The organism is Leifsonia tongyongensis, from assembly GCF_010686705.1.
GTDB lineage: Bacteria > Actinomycetota > Actinomycetes > Actinomycetales > Microbacteriaceae > Diaminobutyricibacter > Diaminobutyricibacter tongyongensis.
In genome coordinates, this window is the sequence record NZ_JAAGWY010000002.1 from 1042679 (window position 1) to 1061583 (window position 18905).

Annotated in this window: 19 protein-coding genes, 1 tRNA gene and 1 other RNA gene; 12 read left to right on the forward strand and 9 right to left on the reverse strand. The window is 66.0% G+C overall.

Annotation, left to right across the window (positions count from 1 at the left end; genetic code table 11):
- Positions 1-28: 28 nt before the first annotated feature.
- Together G3T36_RS12975 and G3T36_RS12980 are read right to left on the reverse strand one after the other, a co-directional pair.
- Positions 29-1150 (reverse strand): baeRF11 domain-containing protein, encoded by a 1122-nt coding sequence (locus G3T36_RS12975; protein ID WP_163290155.1) that lies wholly within the window; start codon positions 1148-1150, stop codon positions 29-31.
- Positions 1151-1404: 254 nt separating this feature from the next.
- Positions 1405-3084: an HNH endonuclease signature motif containing protein gene (locus G3T36_RS12980; protein WP_163290156.1), complete on the reverse strand. Its 1680-nt coding sequence runs from the start codon at positions 3082-3084 to the stop codon at positions 1405-1407.
- A 281-nt stretch (positions 3085-3365) separates the two neighbouring features.
- Between G3T36_RS12980 and G3T36_RS12985 the strand changes: the two genes are divergently transcribed.
- The 4 genes from G3T36_RS12985 to G3T36_RS13000 all read left to right on the forward strand — a co-directional run bounded on the left by G3T36_RS12985 (position 3366) and on the right by G3T36_RS13000 (position 6630).
- Positions 3366-4160 carry an oxidoreductase gene (locus tag G3T36_RS12985; RefSeq protein ID WP_163290157.1) on the forward strand — a complete coding sequence of 265 codons (795 nt, stop codon included), beginning with the start codon at positions 3366-3368 and terminating at the stop codon, positions 4158-4160.
- 80 nt (positions 4161-4240) lie between these two features.
- Complete coding sequence (locus tag G3T36_RS12990; RefSeq protein WP_163290158.1) at positions 4241-4588, forward strand: YciI family protein; 348 nt, start codon at positions 4241-4243, stop codon at positions 4586-4588.
- Between the two features lie 26 nt (positions 4589-4614).
- Entirely contained in the window at positions 4615-5889 is a 1275-nt protein-coding gene (locus G3T36_RS12995) for an RNA polymerase sigma factor (protein ID WP_163290159.1), read from the forward strand.
- Between the two features lie 51 nt (positions 5890-5940).
- Entirely contained in the window at positions 5941-6630 is a 690-nt protein-coding gene (locus tag G3T36_RS13000; RefSeq protein WP_163290160.1) for a YoaK family protein, read from the forward strand.
- 13 nt (positions 6631-6643) lie between these two features.
- On the opposite strand, the gene G3T36_RS13005 is transcribed toward G3T36_RS13000, so the two are convergent.
- Positions 6644-6719: transfer RNA gene (locus G3T36_RS13005), tRNA-Lys, on the reverse strand.
- Positions 6720-6822: 103 nt separating this feature from the next.
- On the opposite strand from G3T36_RS13005, the gene hisN reads away from it, so the two are divergent.
- The 4 genes from hisN to G3T36_RS13025 all read left to right on the forward strand — a co-directional run bounded on the left by hisN (position 6823) and on the right by G3T36_RS13025 (position 10863).
- Positions 6823-7617, forward strand: coding sequence for a histidinol-phosphatase (gene hisN / locus G3T36_RS13010; RefSeq protein WP_163290161.1), 795 nt, complete (start codon positions 6823-6825; stop codon positions 7615-7617).
- 99 nt (positions 7618-7716) lie between these two features.
- A complete protein-coding gene (locus G3T36_RS13015) occupies positions 7717-8592 on the forward strand; it encodes an ABC transporter ATP-binding protein (protein WP_193571210.1) in 876 nt (291 codons plus the stop codon).
- Entirely contained in the window at positions 8592-9836 is a 1245-nt protein-coding gene (locus G3T36_RS13020; protein ID WP_163290163.1) for an ABC transporter permease, read from the forward strand. Before G3T36_RS13015 ends, G3T36_RS13020 begins: the two co-directional genes overlap by 1 nt.
- Before the next feature lie 49 nt (positions 9837-9885).
- The gene (locus G3T36_RS13025; RefSeq protein WP_163290164.1) at positions 9886-10863 is read left to right on the forward strand and encodes a zinc-binding dehydrogenase; all 978 of its coding nucleotides are present in this window, start codon (positions 9886-9888) and stop codon (positions 10861-10863) included.
- A gap of 27 nt (positions 10864-10890) precedes the next feature.
- On the opposite strand, the gene G3T36_RS13030 is transcribed toward G3T36_RS13025, so the two are convergent.
- Positions 10891-11574 (reverse strand): hypothetical protein, encoded by a 684-nt coding sequence (locus tag G3T36_RS13030; protein WP_163290165.1) that lies wholly within the window; start codon positions 11572-11574, stop codon positions 10891-10893.
- A gap of 51 nt (positions 11575-11625) precedes the next feature.
- Positions 11626-12105, reverse strand: a complete 480-nt coding sequence (locus tag G3T36_RS13035; protein WP_163290166.1) for a putative ATP-dependent zinc protease — start codon at positions 12103-12105, stop codon at positions 11626-11628.
- Positions 12106-12130: 25 nt separating this feature from the next.
- Here G3T36_RS13035 and rimK point away from each other — a divergent pair, with 25 nt between their 5' ends.
- The 3 genes from rimK to G3T36_RS13050 all read left to right on the forward strand — a co-directional run bounded on the left by rimK (position 12131) and on the right by G3T36_RS13050 (position 15501).
- Positions 12131-13321, forward strand: coding sequence for a 30S ribosomal protein S6--L-glutamate ligase (gene rimK / locus G3T36_RS13040; RefSeq protein WP_163290167.1), 1191 nt, complete (start codon positions 12131-12133; stop codon positions 13319-13321).
- Between the two features lie 86 nt (positions 13322-13407).
- Positions 13408-15123, forward strand: coding sequence for a sulfate permease (locus G3T36_RS13045; RefSeq protein ID WP_163290168.1), 1716 nt, complete (start codon positions 13408-13410; stop codon positions 15121-15123).
- A 39-nt stretch (positions 15124-15162) separates the two neighbouring features.
- On the forward strand, positions 15163-15501 hold the full coding sequence (locus G3T36_RS13050; protein ID WP_163290169.1) for a YciI family protein: 339 nt from the start codon (positions 15163-15165) through the stop codon (positions 15499-15501).
- Here G3T36_RS13050 and G3T36_RS13055 read toward each other — a convergent pair.
- Positions 15498-16283, reverse strand: coding sequence for a GDSL-type esterase/lipase family protein (locus G3T36_RS13055; protein ID WP_163290170.1), 786 nt, complete (start codon positions 16281-16283; stop codon positions 15498-15500). The two genes, G3T36_RS13050 and G3T36_RS13055, sit on opposite strands and share 4 nt — an antisense overlap.
- 111 nt (positions 16284-16394) lie before the next feature.
- Positions 16395-16791: a transfer-messenger RNA gene (gene ssrA, locus G3T36_RS13060) on the reverse strand.
- 120 nt (positions 16792-16911) lie between these two features.
- Here ssrA and G3T36_RS13065 point away from each other — a divergent pair.
- Positions 16912-17577, forward strand: coding sequence for an SIMPL domain-containing protein (locus G3T36_RS13065; RefSeq protein ID WP_163290171.1), 666 nt, complete (start codon positions 16912-16914; stop codon positions 17575-17577).
- Positions 17578-17593: 16 nt separating this feature from the next.
- Here G3T36_RS13065 and G3T36_RS13070 read toward each other — a convergent pair whose 3' ends face one another.
- A complete protein-coding gene (locus G3T36_RS13070; RefSeq protein ID WP_163290172.1) occupies positions 17594-18331 on the reverse strand; it encodes a tyrosine-protein phosphatase in 738 nt (245 codons plus the stop codon).
- Positions 18332-18376: 45 nt separating this feature from the next.
- Positions 18377-18853, reverse strand: a complete 477-nt coding sequence (smpB, locus tag G3T36_RS13075) for an SsrA-binding protein SmpB (protein WP_163290173.1) — start codon at positions 18851-18853, stop codon at positions 18377-18379.
- Positions 18854-18905 lie beyond the last annotated feature (52 nt).

An 18905-nucleotide genomic window follows, 5' to 3' on the forward strand; every position in this document is an offset into this window, starting at 1 on the left:
GCGGGCGGCGCGGCGGTCAGCGCCGCGATCAGACCGGGAAGCGGACGGCCGCCGCCGAAACGCCCCCTCCTGGCACGTCTTCGGCACGCACAGCGAACACCTTCGCTTTCGAGGTCAGTGAGCGTCTCAGGATTTCGTCGATCACGCCGTAGTTGGACAACTCGTCTTCGTCGTCGAACGTGATCACACCCGTCTCGTCGTCGATCGTTCCGGGGACTCGCCGATCGATGTCGAAGACGAGCGTCTCGACTGCTCCGTAGGTCGCCGCGCGCGCAATGTCGCTGAGGTCGCCTGTGGCCGTGCCCGCTGCCATTCGTGCTTCGAAATCGTCTTTGAGCTCCGCTGTCTTCTTCGCGTAGACCTCATCGAGGATGCCGCGCGCGGCCGTCGCCAGTTCTTCGTCGCTGCGCTCCTCCGGGTTGCCCGTGATCGACGAGTCCACCAGTCGTGGGTAATCGCACACCCCTCGGTAGATCGCGAGAAGAGGTTCGGCCGCCGCCACGATGAGCGGTTCGGTCGAGTTCGCAAGCACCGGATGCAGCGCTCGATCGATGGCCTGGGAGTATTCGAGCATCCGTACCTTCTGCCCCTCCGCTCCGCGCACGCGGCCTGCCGAACTCCGGTCGTCGATCGTCGTCCGCCCGATGAAGCTTTCGAGGTCGTGGGGCATTCCTTCAACCTGGATGGTCTCTGCGGGCGCTTCCGGTGAGATCTTGACCAGGCGAACCGAGTTCTGCGCCAGCGCGAGGATGTATGCCGATTGCGGGAACGTGACCGTACGCAGGAGCGGCTTGATGTAGAACCGGTCGGACACATCGCAGGACGACGACAGCCGGTTGGGCAGTCGGTACGTTTCGCTGATTTCCCCGTTGAGGAACACGGCCAGGCTTCGCGACTGGTAGCGCCAGAAGTCCCTGTTCTCGACGATCACGTCACCTTCCGCAGCGATCGCACCGATCCGCGCTTTCGGGATCTTGTTCGCTTCCAGTTCGCGGAGGGCCTGCGCGAGATGGTTCTTCAGTTCGATCCGGGCGATATCCGCGTCTGCGGGAAGCGGCCCTGATCGGAGGTAGATCGTGACGCTGCCGGGTTCGCGAATGGCCGCAATTCGTTCGATGTCGGCTCTGGTCGGGATGTCTTTGTACTCCATGCGAGCGTCCCCCTCTAGGTCGAGCGCCGGTTCGAGCCGGGTGGGTCGCGGACGGCCGCGACGTCGGGCCTGCACTGGTCGCCAGTCTAGGAGCGGCCACCCGCGCGCGAAAGAGCGGGGCGTGAATTCGGTCCAGCTGAAGGATCGCTTACGAGATCGTCGTCCCGTGGCGCGCGAATCATGCTGGTCCTGGTCCTGCTGGTGCCGGTCATGGCTGTGCCGAGACACGGTGGTGCCGGTGATCGCGGTCTGTGTCATGGTGGTGCTGAGTCGGGCAGGCGGATGCGTCCGCCTTTGCGGGGCGTGCGGGTCGGGTCGAGGTGCGCCGGTGGGGTGAACCAGGGAATGTGGTCGCGGACCTGGATGTCCCAGCCGTCGTCGTGCACCCGGTGGTGGTGGTGCGAGCAGAGCAGGATCCCGTTCTTCAGATCGGTCGGTCCGGTGTCCCGATCCCACCAGCGGATGTGGTGCGCCTGCGTGTAGGACGGTGGGTGTGGGCAGCCGGTCCAGGCGCAGCCGCCGTCCCGTTCGGCCAGAGCGTGCTTCTGCGCCGGGGAGAACAGTCGCTGCTTGCGACCCAGGTCGAGGACTTCGCTGTCACGCCCCAAGACCATGGGGATCAGGTTCGCGTCGGCGGCGAGCCGCCGGGCCGTCGCCGCGCTGACCGGGGTGGGCACTTCGTCGACCTCGGCCGCACCTTTCCCGGAGCGCAGGTCGGCCAGGCTGACTCTTACGATCATGGTCACCGGCGGACTGGTTGCCCCGGTGGTGCAGCCGGCCCGGTGCCGGAACACCTCGACCGCCCCATCCGACCGGAGCTGGGCCATACTCCGGGTCTCCGGCATCGCTGGCGTGTCCGGTGTGTCGGGTTCGGGGTCTTCGAACCGCACCCCCGTCGGCCGAGCCGACGCATCGCGGGCGTCACCGGTGTCACCGGAGTCGCCAATGTCGCCAGTGTCGCCAGTGTCGCCAGTGCCCCGGGAGTCGCGTAAGTAGTGACCGTCGAAGGTGTCGCCAGTGTCGCGGGATTCGCCTACGTCGTGACCGTCACCGGTGTTGCGGCCGTTGCGTTTGTCGTGGAGGTCGCGGGAGACGTAGGCGGTGATCTGCGGCACCACATGGCCGGCGGATTCGGCGTCGAGGAGCCAGTCGATCCGGGTCATCCCATCCCGGGTGGTCGTGATCGTCAACGACCGGCGCCTGCGCTGGATCTGCTCACGTGGTTCGGTGCCATCCTCGTCCAGCCGGTCCCGCAGCTGGATCGCCGACCGGCGCATCTGCTCCACGGTCAGGGCCGGTGCATGTTCGACCAGCAACCGCTCACCCCTATGGCGTTGCTCCAGGCTGCAGCCGTCGCCGGTCTTACCCAGCTCCCGGATGATCACCGCCGCCTGCTCCACCGACACGTGACCGGTGGGCGCAGCGCCGGTCTTGGGGTCGCCCGAGGCTTCCGGGTCGCCCGGATCACCAGAATGGCCCGGGTCACCGAGCAGCGCGGCAGCCAGTTCGGGGAACTCCGGTGGCAGTTCTTCACCGGTGAGCGTGTGTTTCGGTGCGGTTGCCCTGGCCACCGCACAGAGTTGGCGGGCGTGCGGCAGGCTGGTGCGCCACAGTTCCGCCAGGAACGACCCGATATCACCGTGCCCGCCGGCCCGCACCGGATCCGTCGCCGGGTCGAGGCTGCCGGCCCGGTTCAGGGCGGCGATCCGCCGCAACGCCACCCGCTCCAGCGCCGCCCGCACTGCGCCGATCGCCGCCAGGGAGCGGGCGTGCAGCTGCGCCTCACTCAGATCGACATCACCTGCACCCACATCGCTGCCGGCCCCGTCGTCGCCTCGACCCACCGCATCCACCACCGGATCCGTTTCGAGCGCGCGCAACGCGTCGAGCGCAGCAGCGACCGCGTCGAGATCGTCGGCGGGTGGGAAGGTCATGGTTCAACCTAACCAGCAACCACCGACATTCGGGGCCGTGAATAAACAACCTTTGATCAGCAATTTCCCTGTGGATAGATTCCAGAAACGCCCAATTGTGGAGGACTCGACGAAACCCCCGATCACGTCACCGAACGCGGTGCGCGAGGAACTCCGTGAACGTGATCACACCGTACGGCTCCCCGTCGCACCCGCCATTTCTCCCGAGCGAAGTCAGAAGACTGCGGCGGTACACGCCCATTCCTTGACACTGCAACGGACCGCCGAATACGTTCGGCCCCATGGATCTGCATCTGTCAGGAAAAGTCGCCGTCGTCACCGGAGCGAGCAAAGGGATCGGCCTTGCGATCACGCGCGCACTGGTCGATGAAGGGGCGTCCGTCGTGGCCGGCGCGAGAGATGTCGGCGGCGAACTCACCGACCTCGAAGCGACGTCGAAGGTGATTGCGGTTCCGGTCGACCTGTCGACGCCGAACGGCCCGTCCGACCTTGTCGCCCAGAGCGCTCACTTCGGTGGTCTCGACATCGTGGTCAACAATGTCGGTGCGCTCACGCCACGTGTGGACGGCTTCCTGTCCATCAGCGACGAGGAATGGCTGGCGACGCTCAACCTGGGCCTGCTTGCGGCCATCCGCACCACGCGAGCCGCGATCCCTCTTCTCCTCGAGCGTGGCGGCGGGAACGTCGTGACGGTCGCATCCGTGAACGCGTACCTGCCCGACCCGGGCGTCCTCGACTACTCCGCAGCGAAGGCGGCCCTGTGGAACGTATCCAAATCGCTGTCGAAGGAGTTCGGACCGCAGGGACTCCGCTTCAACACGGTCAGCCCGGGGCCGGTGGAGACCCCGCTCTGGCTGGGCGAGCACGGAGTCGCTGCGACGATAGCCGCGGCGACGGGCACGGACTTCGAAACGGCGAAAGCGAACACCGTCGCGGCTCAGGGCGGCTTCACCACCGGGCGCTTCACTCGGCCCGAAGAGGTCGCCGATCTGGTGCTCCTGCTCGCGAGCAATCGAGCCGGGAATGTCAACGGCTCCGATTTCATGATCGACGGAGGACTCGTGAAGGGGTTGTAGCGAGCTGTCGAATTCGCCTCACTCCATTCGTGTAGTTGGTGAGAGCCGGCAGGGCGCCGGCAAAGAATCCTGGAGGAATCATGAGCCAGTACCTGCTCAGCGTCTGGTATCCGGAAGGTGGCACGATGCCCGAACCCGAGACGCTCGCACAGATCACCGCCGACCTCGAAGTCGTGAACGCCGATCTCCGCGCTGCCGGAGCGTGGGTGTTCGCGGGCGGACTCTACCCGCCGAGTACCGCGACCGTCCTCACCCCTACGGGTGGCGAGGTACTCGTGACGGATGGACCCTACGTGGAGAGCAAGGAGGTGCTCGGAGGGTTCTCGATCATCGAAGCACCCGACCTCGACGCTGCGTTGGGCTGGGGCCGACGGATGGCTGAAGCCGTGACCGTGCCGGTCGAGATCCGCCCCATCCAGAGTGAGTAGGTCACCCCAGAGTGAGTAGGTCACCGATGCCGACCCCGACAGTAAACGGTTCGGTCTCTTCGATCTTCCGGGCCGAATACGGGAGGGCGGTAGCCGTACTGTGCCGCGTCTTCGGCGATCTCGACATCGCTGAAGACGCGGTCCAGGACGCCTTCGAAATCGCTCTCCAGCGCTGGCCCGGTTCCGGCATCCCTCCCAGTCCTGCTGGCTGGATCATCACGACAGCCCGCAACCGAGCGATCGATCGACTCCGGCGCGAAGCGTCTCGCAATGACCGCCATGCGGAGGCGGCCCTGATCCACGCGCAGTCCCCACCCATCGAGGAGGGTCCGGTGCACGACGAACGACTCCGGCTGATCTTCACCTGCTGCCACCCCGCGCTCGCGCGGCAGGCGCAGGTTGCGCTCACCCTCCGGCTTTTCGGCGGCCTGACGACGCCCGAAATCGCTCAAGCGTTCCTCGTCTCCGAAACGACGATGTCACAACGGATCGTTCGCGCGAAGGGCAAGATCCGGGATGCGAACATCCCGTTCCGCGTCCCTCGCGACGCAGACCTCCCTGACCGCCTTGCTTCCGTCCTCACCGTGATCTACCTGATCTTCAACGAGGGCTACGCCTCGCACACCGGAGAGGGCCTCGTGCGCGACGAGTTGTCCACGGAGGCGATCAGACTCGGCCGTCTCCTCGCCGAACTGATGCCCGACGAACCGGAAGTGCTCGGTCTCCTGGCCTTGATGCTCCTCATCCAGGCGCGCCGCCCGGCCCGGCTGAACGCGCGAGGCGAACTGGTCCTCCTCGCCGATCAGGATCGGTCGATCTGGGATCCCGCGCTGATCTCTGAAGGCCACGACCTCGTGCGTCAGTGCCTCCGTCGCAACCGCCCGGGGCCGTACCAGCTCCAGGCCGCCATCAATGCAGTGCACACCGACGCCCGGACGTCCTCCGAGACCGATTGGCACCAGATCCTGCAGCTGTACGATCAGCTGCTCGCGATCGCTCCGAGCCCGATCGTCGAACTGAATCGCGCCGTCGCCGTGGCGGAGGTCGAGGGTCCGGATGCGGCGCTCGCCGCCATCGCCGCCCTCGACCTTCCCGATGTCGCCGCGTTCCACGCCGTCCACGCAGACCTCCTCCGTCGGACGGGACGATTCGCGCAGGCAGGCCTTTCCTACGATGCGGCGATCGCACTCGCGGGCAACAGCGCCGAGCTCGCCTACTTCGAACGGATGCGCGACAACCTGCCTGTGCTTCCTTCAGGCGACGCGACCGGCGTGGACGGCTCGAGCGTGCCGAGCGGATAGGATTTCGCGGTCGGGCCCCGCGCATCGCTCGCCCGCACGACGAGGAGAATCATGACGGCCGCGAACCCCACAGACCATGAACGACTCCACCTGATGCTCATGCTGGCGCTGACGTTCTCGACAGGGATGATCGACGCCGTCGGCTATCTCGGACTCGACCGCGTCTTCACGGGGAACATGACCGGCAACGTGGTGATCCTCGGAATGGGCCTGCTCGGCGCCGACCATCTCCCTGTGCTGGGTCCGGTCGTGGCGCTCGTCCTCTTCATGGCCGGTGCGGCGATCTCCGGACGCGTCCTGCGACCGATCCCCGCCGGTTGGACGCGCCGCTCGACAACCCTTTTCGGTATCGTCGGCGGCATCCTCGCTGCATCCGCGGTCGTACTCGCGCCATTCGGCGGAGCGGTCCCGCTCCCGCTCCAGTACATCGCAACCGGCGCCCTCGGCCTGGCGATGGGCATGCAGGCCGCCGCCGCGCGCCACATCGCTGTGAAAGACGTCACCACCGTCGTCGTCACATCGACTCTCACCGGTCTGGCCGCCGATTCCGTCCTCGGCGCGGGAACAGGGCAACTGTGGAAGCGCCGAGCCGGCGCCGTGGTCCTGATCGGCCTCGGGGCCCTCGTCGGGGCCGCGGCCCTGCACATCCAGATCGCTCTGGGACTCGCGATCGCGGCGCTCATCGTCATCGTGGTCGCAGCCATCGGACACGTGCGAAAGCCTGCACCAGACCTGGCGTAAGCAGGAGCAAGAATGGTGCACCCCCAGGGACTTGAACCCTGAACCCACTGATTAAGAGTCAGTTGCTCTGCCGATTGAGCTAGAGGTGCAGTCGGTGTCGAATCGGAACCCGAACCGAGGGATAACACTAGCATCCGTCGCGGGCCCGATGCCAATTGAGCAGTCGCCTGACGCCCTCACTATCCTGAAAGCGTGACGACGACTCCGGATGCTTCCCTCGACGACGACCTCGCCCTCGCGCTCCGCCTGGCGGATGCGGCAGACCAGATCTCGAGTGACCGGTTCCGCTCGCTCGACCTCCGGGTCACGACGAAGCCCGACCGGACACCGGTGACGGATGCGGACCAGAGCGTGGAGCGCGCCATCCGGGAGCGGATCGCAGCCGAACGGCCCGGCGACGGCATCCTCGGCGAAGAGTACGGCACCGAGGGCGAATCGAGCCGCCGCTGGATCATCGACCCGATCGACGGTACGGCGAACTTCCTCCGCGGCGTTCCGGTCTGGGGAACGCTGATCGCTCTGGTCGTCGACGGGGTTCCCCAGGTGGGAGTTGTGAGCTCCCCCGCCCTCGGCAGGCGCTGGTGGGCCGCCCGCGGTTCCGGGGCGTGGCTGGCGGAAGGCGCGGACGCGCCCCGGCGTATCCGCGTCTCCGGGGTGAGCGACCTGGCCGACGCATCCATCAGTTTCCAGAGCATCGCCCAATGGGACGGCGCGGGGTACCTCGACCGCCTGATCGCGCTCACCCGGCGGGTGTGGCGTGACCGCGCGTACGGGGACATGTGGTCGTACATGTTGCTGGCCGAGGGTCTCATCGACGCCGCCGGGGAGTTCGGCGTGAAATCGTACGATGTGGCCGCGCTGATCCCGATCGTCGAGGAGGCGGGCGGACGTTTCACCAGTGCCACCGGAACACGCGATCTCGATGACGGGAGCGCGCTGGCGAGCAACGGCCACCTTCACGAGGCCCTGCTCGACGCGCTCGCGTAAGAACCACCGAAAACCGAGCGGATGTCGCAGGTCGCCGATAGGTTTGGTTCAGTGAGCACTACGTCAGGCCCCCCGCTCGTACACATCGATCACTTCCGAATGGACTTCGGCAAGACGACGGTGATTCGCGATCTGTCGTTCGACATCCAGCGTGGTGAGACGTTCGGCTTCCTCGGCAGCAACGGCTCGGGCAAGACGACGACGATCCGTGCGCTTCTCGGCATCTACCAGCCGACCGGCGGCGTCCTCCATATCGATGGACGTCCGTTCACGCCTGAGACGGGCGAGCGGTTGGGCTACCTTCCTGAGGAGCGCGGGCTCTACAAGAAGGAGTCCGTGATCGACGTGATGGTCTACTTCGGGAAGCTCAAGGGGCTGAGCCGCGATGAGGCTCGACGCTGGTCGCAGGACTATCTCGAACGGGTGGGCATCGGCGACAAAGAGAAGGTCCGGCTCGACAAGCTCTCGGGCGGCCAGCAGCAGAAGGTGCAGCTGGGCGTGACCATCATGAACGACCCCGAGCTGCTGATCCTCGACGAACCGACCAAGGGGTTCGACCCGGTCAACCGGCGGCTGCTGATGGACATCATCGACGACCAGAAGAGGGCGGGTTCGACGGTGATGATGGTCACCCACCAGATGGAGGAGGTCGAGCGGCTCTGCGATCGGGTCATCCTGCTGAAGGACGGCGTGTCACGGGCGTACGGAACGGTGGCCGAGGTCCAGGAGCAGTTCGGTGGCACGGTGGTGCACATCGACCATGACGGGGTGATCCCTCCCTCCCCGGCGTACACGATCGTCGCGGATGCGGACGGGCACGCAGAACTCGAGGTCGCCGACGACGCGGATCCGAGCGTGATCCTGCGGACGATGGTGGATGCGGGCATTGCGGTTCGCCGGTTCGCGCCGACCAGGAAATCCCTCGACGACATCTTCGTCGAGGTCTATGGAGCCGAGAACGCGGTGGCCGACTGATGGCACGACACAACCTCGGCACCGTGGTGCGATTCGAGTTCATCCGCACCATCGCGAAGCGCCGTTTCTGGGTCGCGACACTCTTCGTGCCGGTGCTGCTGATCATCGTCTTCGTGCTGGTCTTCGTGTCGAACAGTTCGACGCGCACGTCGGCGGAGGCGCAGAAGAACGCCCACTTCTCGTTCCAGTACACCGATGAGTCAGGGCTGGTGAGCCCGGCCATCGTCGAAAGCCTCGGCGGAACACAGGCCTCCAGCGAGGAGGCGGGCATCGCCGCGGTCAAGTCGGGTGAGGTCGACGCCTACTTCGCTTATCCGGCCGATCCGGCCAAGCAGACCATCCGCGTGTACGGACAGGACAACGGGCTCTTCGCAAACGGCAAGTACTCATCGGTCGCCGAGTCCATCCTGCAGGCCAGCGTCGAACAGAAGGTGAACTCACCGCAGACGACGGCGATCCTGCAGGGGTCGGTGAACACGACCACGACGACGTACAAGAACGGCTCGGTGTCCGGTGGATTCAATGCCGTCGTTCCGGCCCTGTTCTTCCTGGTGATCTTCTATATCGTGATCCTGCTTCTCGGCAACCAGATGCTGAACTCGACTCTCGAAGAGAAAGAGAACCGCGTCACGGAGATGATCCTGACGACGATCAATCCGACGAGCCTGATCGTCGGCAAGGTGCTCTCGCTGTTCATGGTCGGCCTGGTGCAGATGCTGGTGTTCGCCATCCCGACAGTTCTCGCCTATCTGTTCTTCCGGCAACAGCTGAGCATCCCCGAACTCGACCTGTCGCAGTTCGTCTTCGATCCGCAGACGATGATCATCGGAGTGCTCATCCTTCTCGGCGGATTCTCGCTCTTCACCGGCACCCTCGTGGCGCTCGGCGCGGTGATGCCCACGGCGAAGGACGCCGGGCCCATCTTCGGTGCATTGATGATCCTGATCTTCATCCCCTTCTACACGGTCACCCTCGTCGTGAGCGACCCGAATGCGTTCATCGTGCAGGTCTTCACGTTCTTCCCCTACTCCGCGCCGGTGACGGCCCTGCTGCGGAACGCGTTCGGGACGCTACCGCTGTGGCAGGCCATATTCGTCATCGTCGAGCTGTTCGTGTTGTCGGCCATCGTTCTCCGGCTCGCGGTCCGGCTGTTCCGATACGGATCGATCGAGTACACCCGCAAGGTCTCGATCCGCGATGTGCTGGCCCGACGGCCGGTCACAGAGGCGGAGCCCAGCCGGTGAGACGCCCCGTGAGACTCCCCCAGAGTTCCCGCCAGACGGAGGTGCGACCGTGCGCGCGATAACGGTTCCGAGGCCGGGCGGACCCGAGGCGATGGTCCTCGCGGACGTTCCGGAGCCGGTCGTCGGCGACCATGAGGTCCTCATCCGGGTCACGGCCGCCGGCGTCAACGGCGCCGATCTCTCGCAACGGCGGGGGCACTACAACCCTCCGCCGGGCGCCCCGGACTGGCTCGGCCTCGAGGTTTCGGGCGAGATCGCCGCCATCGGCCCCGACGTGTCCGGATGGTCCGTCGGCGACACCGTCTGTGCGCTCCTCGCGGGCGGCGGCTACGCCGAATTCGTGGCCGTGGATGCAGGGCTCGTCCTCCCGGTGCCGGAAGGCGTCGACCTGGTGGAGGCTGCCGGTCTCCCCGAGGTCGCCGCGACCGTCTGGTCGAACGTCTACGGGCACGCGAAGCTCCAGCCTGGTGAGACGCTTCTGGTCCACGGCGGGTCCAGCGGCATCGGGTCGATGGCGATCCAGCTGGGTGCGACTACCGGAGCCCACGTGATCGCGACCGCCGGATCCCCCGAGAAGACCGCCTTCTGCCGCCGCCTCGGCGCCGAGGTCGCCATCGACTACACACAGCAGGATTTCGTGGAGGTGGTCCTTGACACGACTGATGGACGGGGAGCGGATGTGGTCCTCGACATCGTGGGCGGCGACTACCTCGAACGGAACATCCGCGCACTCGCTCGCGAGGGCCGCATCATGGAGATCGCCAGCCGGCGAGGCCCATCGACGTTCGACATCAACCACCTGATGATGAAGCGTGGCCTGATCTGGGCGACGACACTGCGTGCCCGGCCGCTCGCCGAGAAGGTCGCGATCATCGCCGAGGTGCGCAGCCGGGTTTGGCCGCTGATCGAGGCAGGCCGGGTCCGTCCGGTGGTCGACTCGGTCTTCCCGCTCGAGGATGCTGCCGAGGCACACCTCCGGATGGAGTCCTCCACGCACATCGGCAAGATCCTGCTCCAGGTGCGCTGAGCGGAACCGGCGTGTGGGCTCGATCCGTCACGAACCGGGAGTGGGCCTGCGTGGAACGTAGGTCTTCCAGAGCCGGAAATAGATCCGGCCCGAGATGAGCATCGACACGACCGCGTAGACGACACCCACCACTGCACCGCTGATCACGCCGGCCACGAAGGAGGCTCCGGCCGTCACGATGAGGCTCGCGACGAGCAGTCCCACGAAGGTCGCGTTCACGACGACGACGAAGACCAGGCTGCTGCCCAGCACCTGCGTCACTCCACGGCGACCGAGGAAGTAGTAGGTCTCCCGCGATCCGGCCAAGTCGTCGTTCAGCGAGGTCATGAACGAGGATTCGACACCCGGCGCGAGGTCGGCGTACGCGGCGCGCAGTCGATTCATCGCAAGGACGTACATGAGGTCTTCCATGCTCACGTTCATCACGCGCAACTGCGTGAGGACACCGACCAGCACGAGCACTCCGAGCAGGATGTTCGCGAAGATCGAGAACGTGCCCGAGAACTTCGTCGCCTGCCCGACGAGGGCGACGCTGACGAGGGCCGCGCTGGCGAGGGTGAGCAGGATGCTGATGCGGGTCAGCACCTCGCTCTGGGTCGTGCTGCGGGAGGCGAGGAGACTCCAGTGCTCGGTCGCGAGCAGTTGCGCTCTCAGCGCGGCCGCTGATCCCGCGCCTTCAGGCACCTGTGGTGCCGGTCGCTCTTCGCTCATCCCGCGATTCTCGTCGCAAGGGGGCGGCGTTGTACAGCCTCGGGAGAGCTGCTATTCCCGACCGCGATTGCGGCGACGAATGACCCGGGGCGCGCGACCGCCGAGGAACGACTCCCCCGGGTCGACGACGAACCCCTGCCGAAGCGCCTCACGGCCGATGAGCATGCGAAAACCCATCTGGTCGCGATTGCTCAACGTCGTCTCGGCGATGACCGTGCGCCCGAACAGCTCGACCTCGACGAGCACCACGATCCGCTCCTCGCTGTGACCGGACGAACTCCGGACGAGCCGGCGGTCGTGCACGGGACATTCGACCTCGACCGAGTCGCGCTCCGACTTCTGCCACGGCCGTACCCGGAAACGCACCAGGTCGACCCCGTCACGGCGGAGTTCCTCCACGTCGAACGCGTGCAGGGCCGAACTGCGCGCGCCGGTGTCGAGTTTCGCCTTGATCCACGGCACCCCGATGCCTGGCAGGCTCACCCATTCGCGCCAGCCCGCGATGGTGCTTGAATGGAAGTCTGTTTGCACTCCACCATCTTTGCAGGGGCACACGATGAAACTGGCGATCCTCTCGCGCGCTCCGCAGGCGTATTCCACCCAGCGACTCCGAGCGGCCGCGCTGCAACGCGGCCATCAGGTCAAAGTGCTCGACACGTTGCGCTTCGCGATCGACCTGTCCGGGCATGAACCCGACCTCCAGTACCGCGGGCGGCTCCTGTCCGACTACGACGCGGTGCTTCCGCGCATCGGCAACTCGATCACGTACTTCGGCACGGCCGTCGTACGCCAGTTCGAGCAGATGGATGTGTACACCCCGAACACCGCGAACGGCATCACGAACTCGCGCGACAAGCTGCGCGCGACCCAGATCCTCTCCCGTCATAACATCGGGATGCCGGCCACGGCATTCGTGCACAGCAGGGCGGATGTGCGGCTCGCCATCGAACGCGTCGGGGGCGCCCCGGTCGTCATCAAGCTCCTCGAGGGCACCCAGGGCATCGGCGTCATCCTCGCCCCCGAGGTGAAGATCGCGGAGGCGATCATCGAGACGCTTCATTCGACGAAGCAGAACGTGCTCATCCAGAGCTTCATCTCTGAGAGCCGCGGTCGCGACATCCGGGCACTGGTCGTCGGTGACCGCGTCGTCGCTGCGATGCGCCGCGTTGCGAGCGGGGACGAGTTCCGTTCGAACGTCCACCGTGGTGGCACCGTGGAGCCCGTCGAGCTCACACCGGCGTACGAGCAGGCAGCTGTGCGCTCGGCGCAGATCATGGGCCTGCGTGTCGCGGGTGTCGACATGCTCGAAGGCAACGAGGGCCCGCTGGTCATGGAGGTGAACTCGTCTCCCGGCCTCGAGGGCATCGAGCGCGCGACGAGCCTCGACGTCGCAGGGGCGATCATCGACTTCATCGCCAACCAGGTCGCCTTCCCCGAGATCGACGTGCGCCAGCGGCTCAGCGTGTCGACCGGCTACGGCGTGGCCGAACTGCTCGTGCACGGCAACGCCGACCTGGTCGGCAAGGCGATCCGCGACTCCGGGCTCGGCGATCGCGACATCACGGTGCTGACGCTGCACCGCGGCGCCACGGTCATCCCGAACCCGCGTGGTGGTGTCGAACTCGAGTCGGGCGACCGGCTGCTCTGCTTCGGCAAGCTTGAGGAGATGCGATCGATGATCCCGGAGCGCCGCCGACGGCGCGCGAAGGTGCGCAAACTCCCGAAGGAGCCGATCCCGGAGAACTGACTTGGCACTCCCGGTGCTGTGAGCCCGTAGCACCGGCAACAGTTTGATGTCACCATGGTGCACATGTCGATGTCCCACCGCGCATCGTGAGCCGCAGGCGAGGCCTGACCAAGCTGGTCCCGATCCTGGGCTGGCTTCGCACCTATGACCGGCGCTGGCTGCGCGGCGACCTGATCGCCGGAGTCACCGTCGCGGCATTGATCGTTCCGAAGAACCTCGGCTATGCCGGGATAGCCGGGATCCCCCTTCAGAACGGGCTGTACGCCGCCGCGGCCGGCGCCATCCTGTACGCGATCTTCGGTACCGGCCGCCAGATCTCGATGGGCCCGAGCTCGGGGCTGGCCGCCGTCGCCGCGAGCGCGGTGCTCGCCGTCGGCCTCACCGACGAGGGAGAGATCGCGTCGTTCGTTGCGGGCATCACCCTCGCGTCGGGCATCCTGTTCCTGCTGCTCGCAGTACTCAAAGCCGGATGGATCGCGCAGTTCCTCTCCCGTGCCGTCGTGACCGGGTTCCTGTTCGGAGCGGCCATCGACGTGGTCATCGGAGAGCTCCCCAAGCTCACCGGCACCAAGACCAGCGGCGATAACACATTTCAGGAACTGTGGTCGTGGCTGGGCACGTTCGGTTCATGGAACCAGGCGACCGTGGTCGTCGGTGTCGTCTCGCTCGTCGTGGTCTTCGGGCTCAGGCAGGTGGCCCCGCAGGTTCCGGGAGCGCTGGTCCTGGTCGTCGGAGGTCTGCTCGCCTCCTGGCTCTTTCAACTCGGGGACCGCGGCGTGGCTCTCGTCGGGGATGTGCCTCGCGGGCTGCCCGTACCGGCGATTCCGAATCTCGGCCTGATGTGGTCTCACGCCGGTGTCGTGGCCATCGCGGCAGTTGCGCTGGTACTGATCGGCTTCTCCCAGACGGCAGGCGATGCCCGGGCGTTCGCGGCCAAACACAACTACCAGGTCGACATCGACCAGGAGTCGGTCGCCCAAGGGGTGGCGAACACCGGTGCGGGGCTGTTCCAGGGCATGCCCGTCTCGACCAGCCTGTCGGCGAGTTCGCTCAACGATCGTTCCGGTGCCCGCACGGGACTGGCGTCACTCACCTCGGGTGTCATGGTTCTGTTGACACTCCTCGTCCTGGCCCCGCTGTTCTCCTCGCTGCCCAAGCCGGTCCTCGCAGCCCTCATCATCGAAGCCGTCGTCTCGGGCATGATCAACATTCCCGAGATGCGGCGCCTCGCCCGCGTTCAGCCGTTCGACTTCTGGATCGCGATCGCCGCGATCGTCGGCACCCTTGCGTTCGGCGTCCTCGCCGGTGTCATGATCGGAATCGGGTTGTCGCTGCTCTGGCTCATCGGAGTCGCCACGCATCCTCACATCCCCGTCCTCGCCCGGAAGCCGAAGACGGATGTCTTCCGTGACCTGAGCGAGCATCCGGACGACGAGCAGATCCCCGGTGTCGTCGTGATCCGCATGGACGGAGGCCTCTTCTTCGCGACCTCGGATGCGCTGGAGGATCGCCTGCGCGAGATCATCCACTCGGAGTCCGGGTTGACCGGAATCGTCCTGGACTGCGCGGGCGTCAACTTCATCGACTCTCAGGGCGCTGCGTCGTTGGGCGACGTCGTCACCCTCACGGCGGATGCGGGCATCGCCCTCCGCCTCGCCCGCCTGAAACCCGCAGTCAAGGCCACGCTCGACCGAGCTGGTGTCCTCCAACGCGTCGGAGCCGCCAACATCCACGGGAACGTCTCGACAGCCGTCCGGGCCCAGCTCGAGGCATCCGCCCCACCCCCGGAGCCGAACGACTGAGGGTTGCTCCCCGGACCGCCGGCAGGCCAGCATCGAGGCATGACCAAATACCTCATCTCCTTTCCGAGCGAAGCCATGGTCCTCACCGAAGACGAGTTCCCGATCGTCGTCGCCGAATCGCACGCCGTGATCGAAGAGGCGAAAGCCGCAGGCGTCTACGTGTTCGGCGGAGGGATCGAGGAGAGCGTCGATCCCGTCCTGGTCTCCGCCGACGGATCCGTGAGCACCACGATCTATCCCGGCAGCGAGGTCAAGGGCGGCTTCACCGTGCTGGAGCTGCCGACGCGCGAGGACGCGGTCGAGTGGGCGCGGAAGATCGCTGCGGCCTGCCGGTGTTCGCAGGAGCTCCGCGAGTTCGGCTACGACGCCGCGAGCTAGCGGCCCAACTCGACAGCCAGAAGCGCACTGGCGATCGCGGCCGCGTACGCCAGGTTCCCCTGCCAGGTTGGGTGGAAGATGTTCGGGCCTGTGAGAACAAACCACGGATGCGGGCTGTCCGCCGTGTGGCCGGTAAAGGCTACAGCCACGTAGCGGATGTGAGCGCCCGCTGCGGCGACGCTGGTCACGGCGCCCTGAATGGTCGCGTTGAGGGCCTGCTCCGCGGTATAGAGCGGCCCGGTGGAGACCAGCGGCGCGTAGCCGGTGACGAGGATCGTCGCCGCCGGGGACGCTGCCGCTATCTGGGAATACGTCGCGGCGAGGTTTGCAAACAGGGCGGGGAGCTGGGCCTGACGAGCCTGGATTGCCGCTGCACAGGGCGCGGATGCGGGGTTGACGGCGCAGACGGCCTGCAGCCCGGCGACGTCGAGGTCGTTGGCGCCCACGGTGACAGTGACGAGGCTGACGGTCCGGTTGACCGCGCCGATTTGGCTGGTGATGACGGTGGTCGTCGTCGCTCCGGCGCAGCTGACGTCACTGACAAGGTTTACGCTCGGCAGCCGGTCGAGCAGGAGAGGGTAGCTGGAGGCGGTGTGCGTGCAGTCGCTTGCCTGCCCCGCGGCGTAGGAGTCACCGAGCGCGACGTATCGCAGCTCCCGCCAATGCGGATCATTCCATGCACTGGCGGACGCCGGCGCCGCCGTACCCAGAGTCAGCCCCACCGCGGCGAGTGCGGCGAGAGCAACCGTGACCAAACGTGATCGAGATCTGCTGATGCGCATGGGCCGGAGCCTACGCCCCACACCGCCCGGCGACAATACTGAATATGTCTCATGTCTCAAGGCATCGGCTCATTGAGCGACAGAAAACAAGCAGCGTGTGACAGCGACCGATTGTGGAGATGGGGGGAATTGAACCCCCGTCCACTGCTGTGGTCATGTGCCTTCTACGGGTGTATCCAATGGAAGCGTTCTACTCGGCTCTGGTATTTGCCATTGGCAGCTAAACCAACGAGCCCAGTCTCAGTTGAAGTCCCTCTGCGCCCTCAGACGAAACGCAGAAGCAATCTCTCTAGCTAACGCCAGGATCCGGGTAGAGAGCATTCCCGGTCTGACGGTCTCTATAAGTTGCCGGAAGGAAACTTACGCCGCGAGGGCGAAGTCTGCCTTGGCAGAGACAGTGCGGTTTGAATTGGCACTTATTTTTTTGCGGGGATCGTTAACGAGATAACCCTGCATCCTCGACCCGCTTCTCACAATTGCGCAGGCAATGTCGAAACCGATCATCCCCATGCACGGCTTGTAGCCGGGTCACTGTCACACGCTGTTGAGTTGTCGAACTGCAATCGCCTGAAGGCGAGCTCATCAGCATACAACATTCTGAGGTCCCGTTCTATGCCACGATCACTTCATGGCGGAGACGATCATCACGGTCCAGGGCGAGTACGAGTTGAAGCATGCGGCCGAGCGCGGATACGTCCGACTGTCCGTCACCTTCGACGGACCCGACCGGGAGGAGGTGCTCGCCCACACCACCGAACGGCAGGCTTTCCTGGTGAGCGAACTGCGGGACCTGCACGATTCCCAGGCCGGACCGGTCACGTCCTGGACATCCGGCTCCCTGCGCGTCTGGGGCGACCGCCCCTGGAGCCAGACCGGGGAACAGCTGCCCGTCATCCACCACGCGGAGCTCGACCTCGAGGTGACCTTCAGCGACCTCGCCGCCCTCTCTGACTGGGTCGGAACCACCTCGTTGCTGAGCGGCGTGACGGTCGCCGGCGTCACCTGGAGCCTGACGGATGCACGCCGCCAGACCCTCGTACAGGAAGCCAGGCGACGCGCGGTCGAGAATGCGGTGGCCAAGGCGACCGTCTATGCGACCAGCCTCGGCCTGAGTACGGTCCGTCCGGTCGCGCTCAGCGACCCGGGGATGCTCGGCGACGGGTCGGCGCCGGTCCAGCCCCCTCAGCCCCTGTTCGCGCGTGCCGTCTCGGACACGTCGAACGCATCCCTTACGCTCAAACCCGAGGAGATCGTCATCCAGATCCAGGTGCACGCACGGTTCGCCGCGTCGTGACACGACTGCCGCTCAGTCAGCTGGGCTCGACGAGCACCGCGCGGAGGGATGCGAGTTCGAGCTCGCTGAGACCCGAGTCGAGCAGGTACTGGCGCACACTCCCATGCTCCTTCTCGATGCGGGCGATCGCGCCGTCCAGCGCCTCGGGAGGGCTGCCGCCGAGCAGGATGCGCAGCGACGGCGTGATCTCGACGTCGTGGCTTTCGACCAGGGTGAGCATGGCATCGAGCCAGTCTCCGCTGAGATTCGACTCCGACTCCGCGTAGTCGGCGATCACCGTCTCCCGATCGACACCGACGGCCAGGAGCGCCAGCGCGACCACGATGCCGGTGCGGTCCTTGCCTGCCGTGCAGTGGATCAGCACGCCCTCGTCGCCCGAGCCGGCGAGCTCGCGGAGTGCTGAGACCACGACATCGGCATGGAGGGTCAGGATGCGCTCGTAGAGAGCTTCAAGGCTGATCCCCACGGTGTCCTGGGACGCGCCGGATCCTTCGAACACCGGAAGTCGCAGCACCTTCGCGTCGAGGCCGGCGATGTCGTCGGGCATCGCTTCGACTTCGAAGTCGTCGCGGAGGTCGATGACCTCCCGGACCCCGAGCTCGCGCAGAGCCTGCCTCCCCGCGTCACCGAGGGCGTGGATGCCGTCAGAACGGAAGAGCTTGCCCGACCGGATGGTGCCGCCGTCTGCCGGATAACCTCCGACATCGCGGAAATTGTAGGTGCCGGGAACGGGAATGCGGCGCGCGGTTCTCATCGTCTCCACTCTGGCGTCCTTCCGTTCAGCGGGCAACGGCTGCACCTACTCCCCCAGGTGCCGGCGGCTGGCCATGGCCCGATCGGCTTCGCGCTTGTCCTGGCGTTCGCGCAGCGTCTGCCGCTTGTCGTATTCGCGCTTGCCTTTGGCGACGGCGATTTCGACTTTCGCGCGGCCGTCGCTGAAATAGATCGACAGGGGGATCAGCGTGTATCCGCCCTCTTTGACCTTGTTGTGGATCTTCAGGATCTGCGCCTTGTGCAGGAGGAGCTTGCGCTTGCGGCGAGGCGCATGGTTGTTCCACGTACCGTCCGCGTACTCCGGGATGTGCACGGCGTCGAGCCACGCTTCGCCTCCGTCGACGTACGCGTAGCCGTCGACGAGTGATGCGCGGCCGGCCCGCAGCGACTTCACCTCGGTACCGGTGAGGACCAGTCCGGCCTCATAGGTGTCTTCGATGGTGTAGTCGTGGCGGGCTCTGCGATTGGTGGCCACCACTTTCTGGCCACGTTCCCTGGGCACGGCTCTCTCCTGAACAAACTCGTCGGGTTCCCGCTGCTTTTCAGCGAGCCAG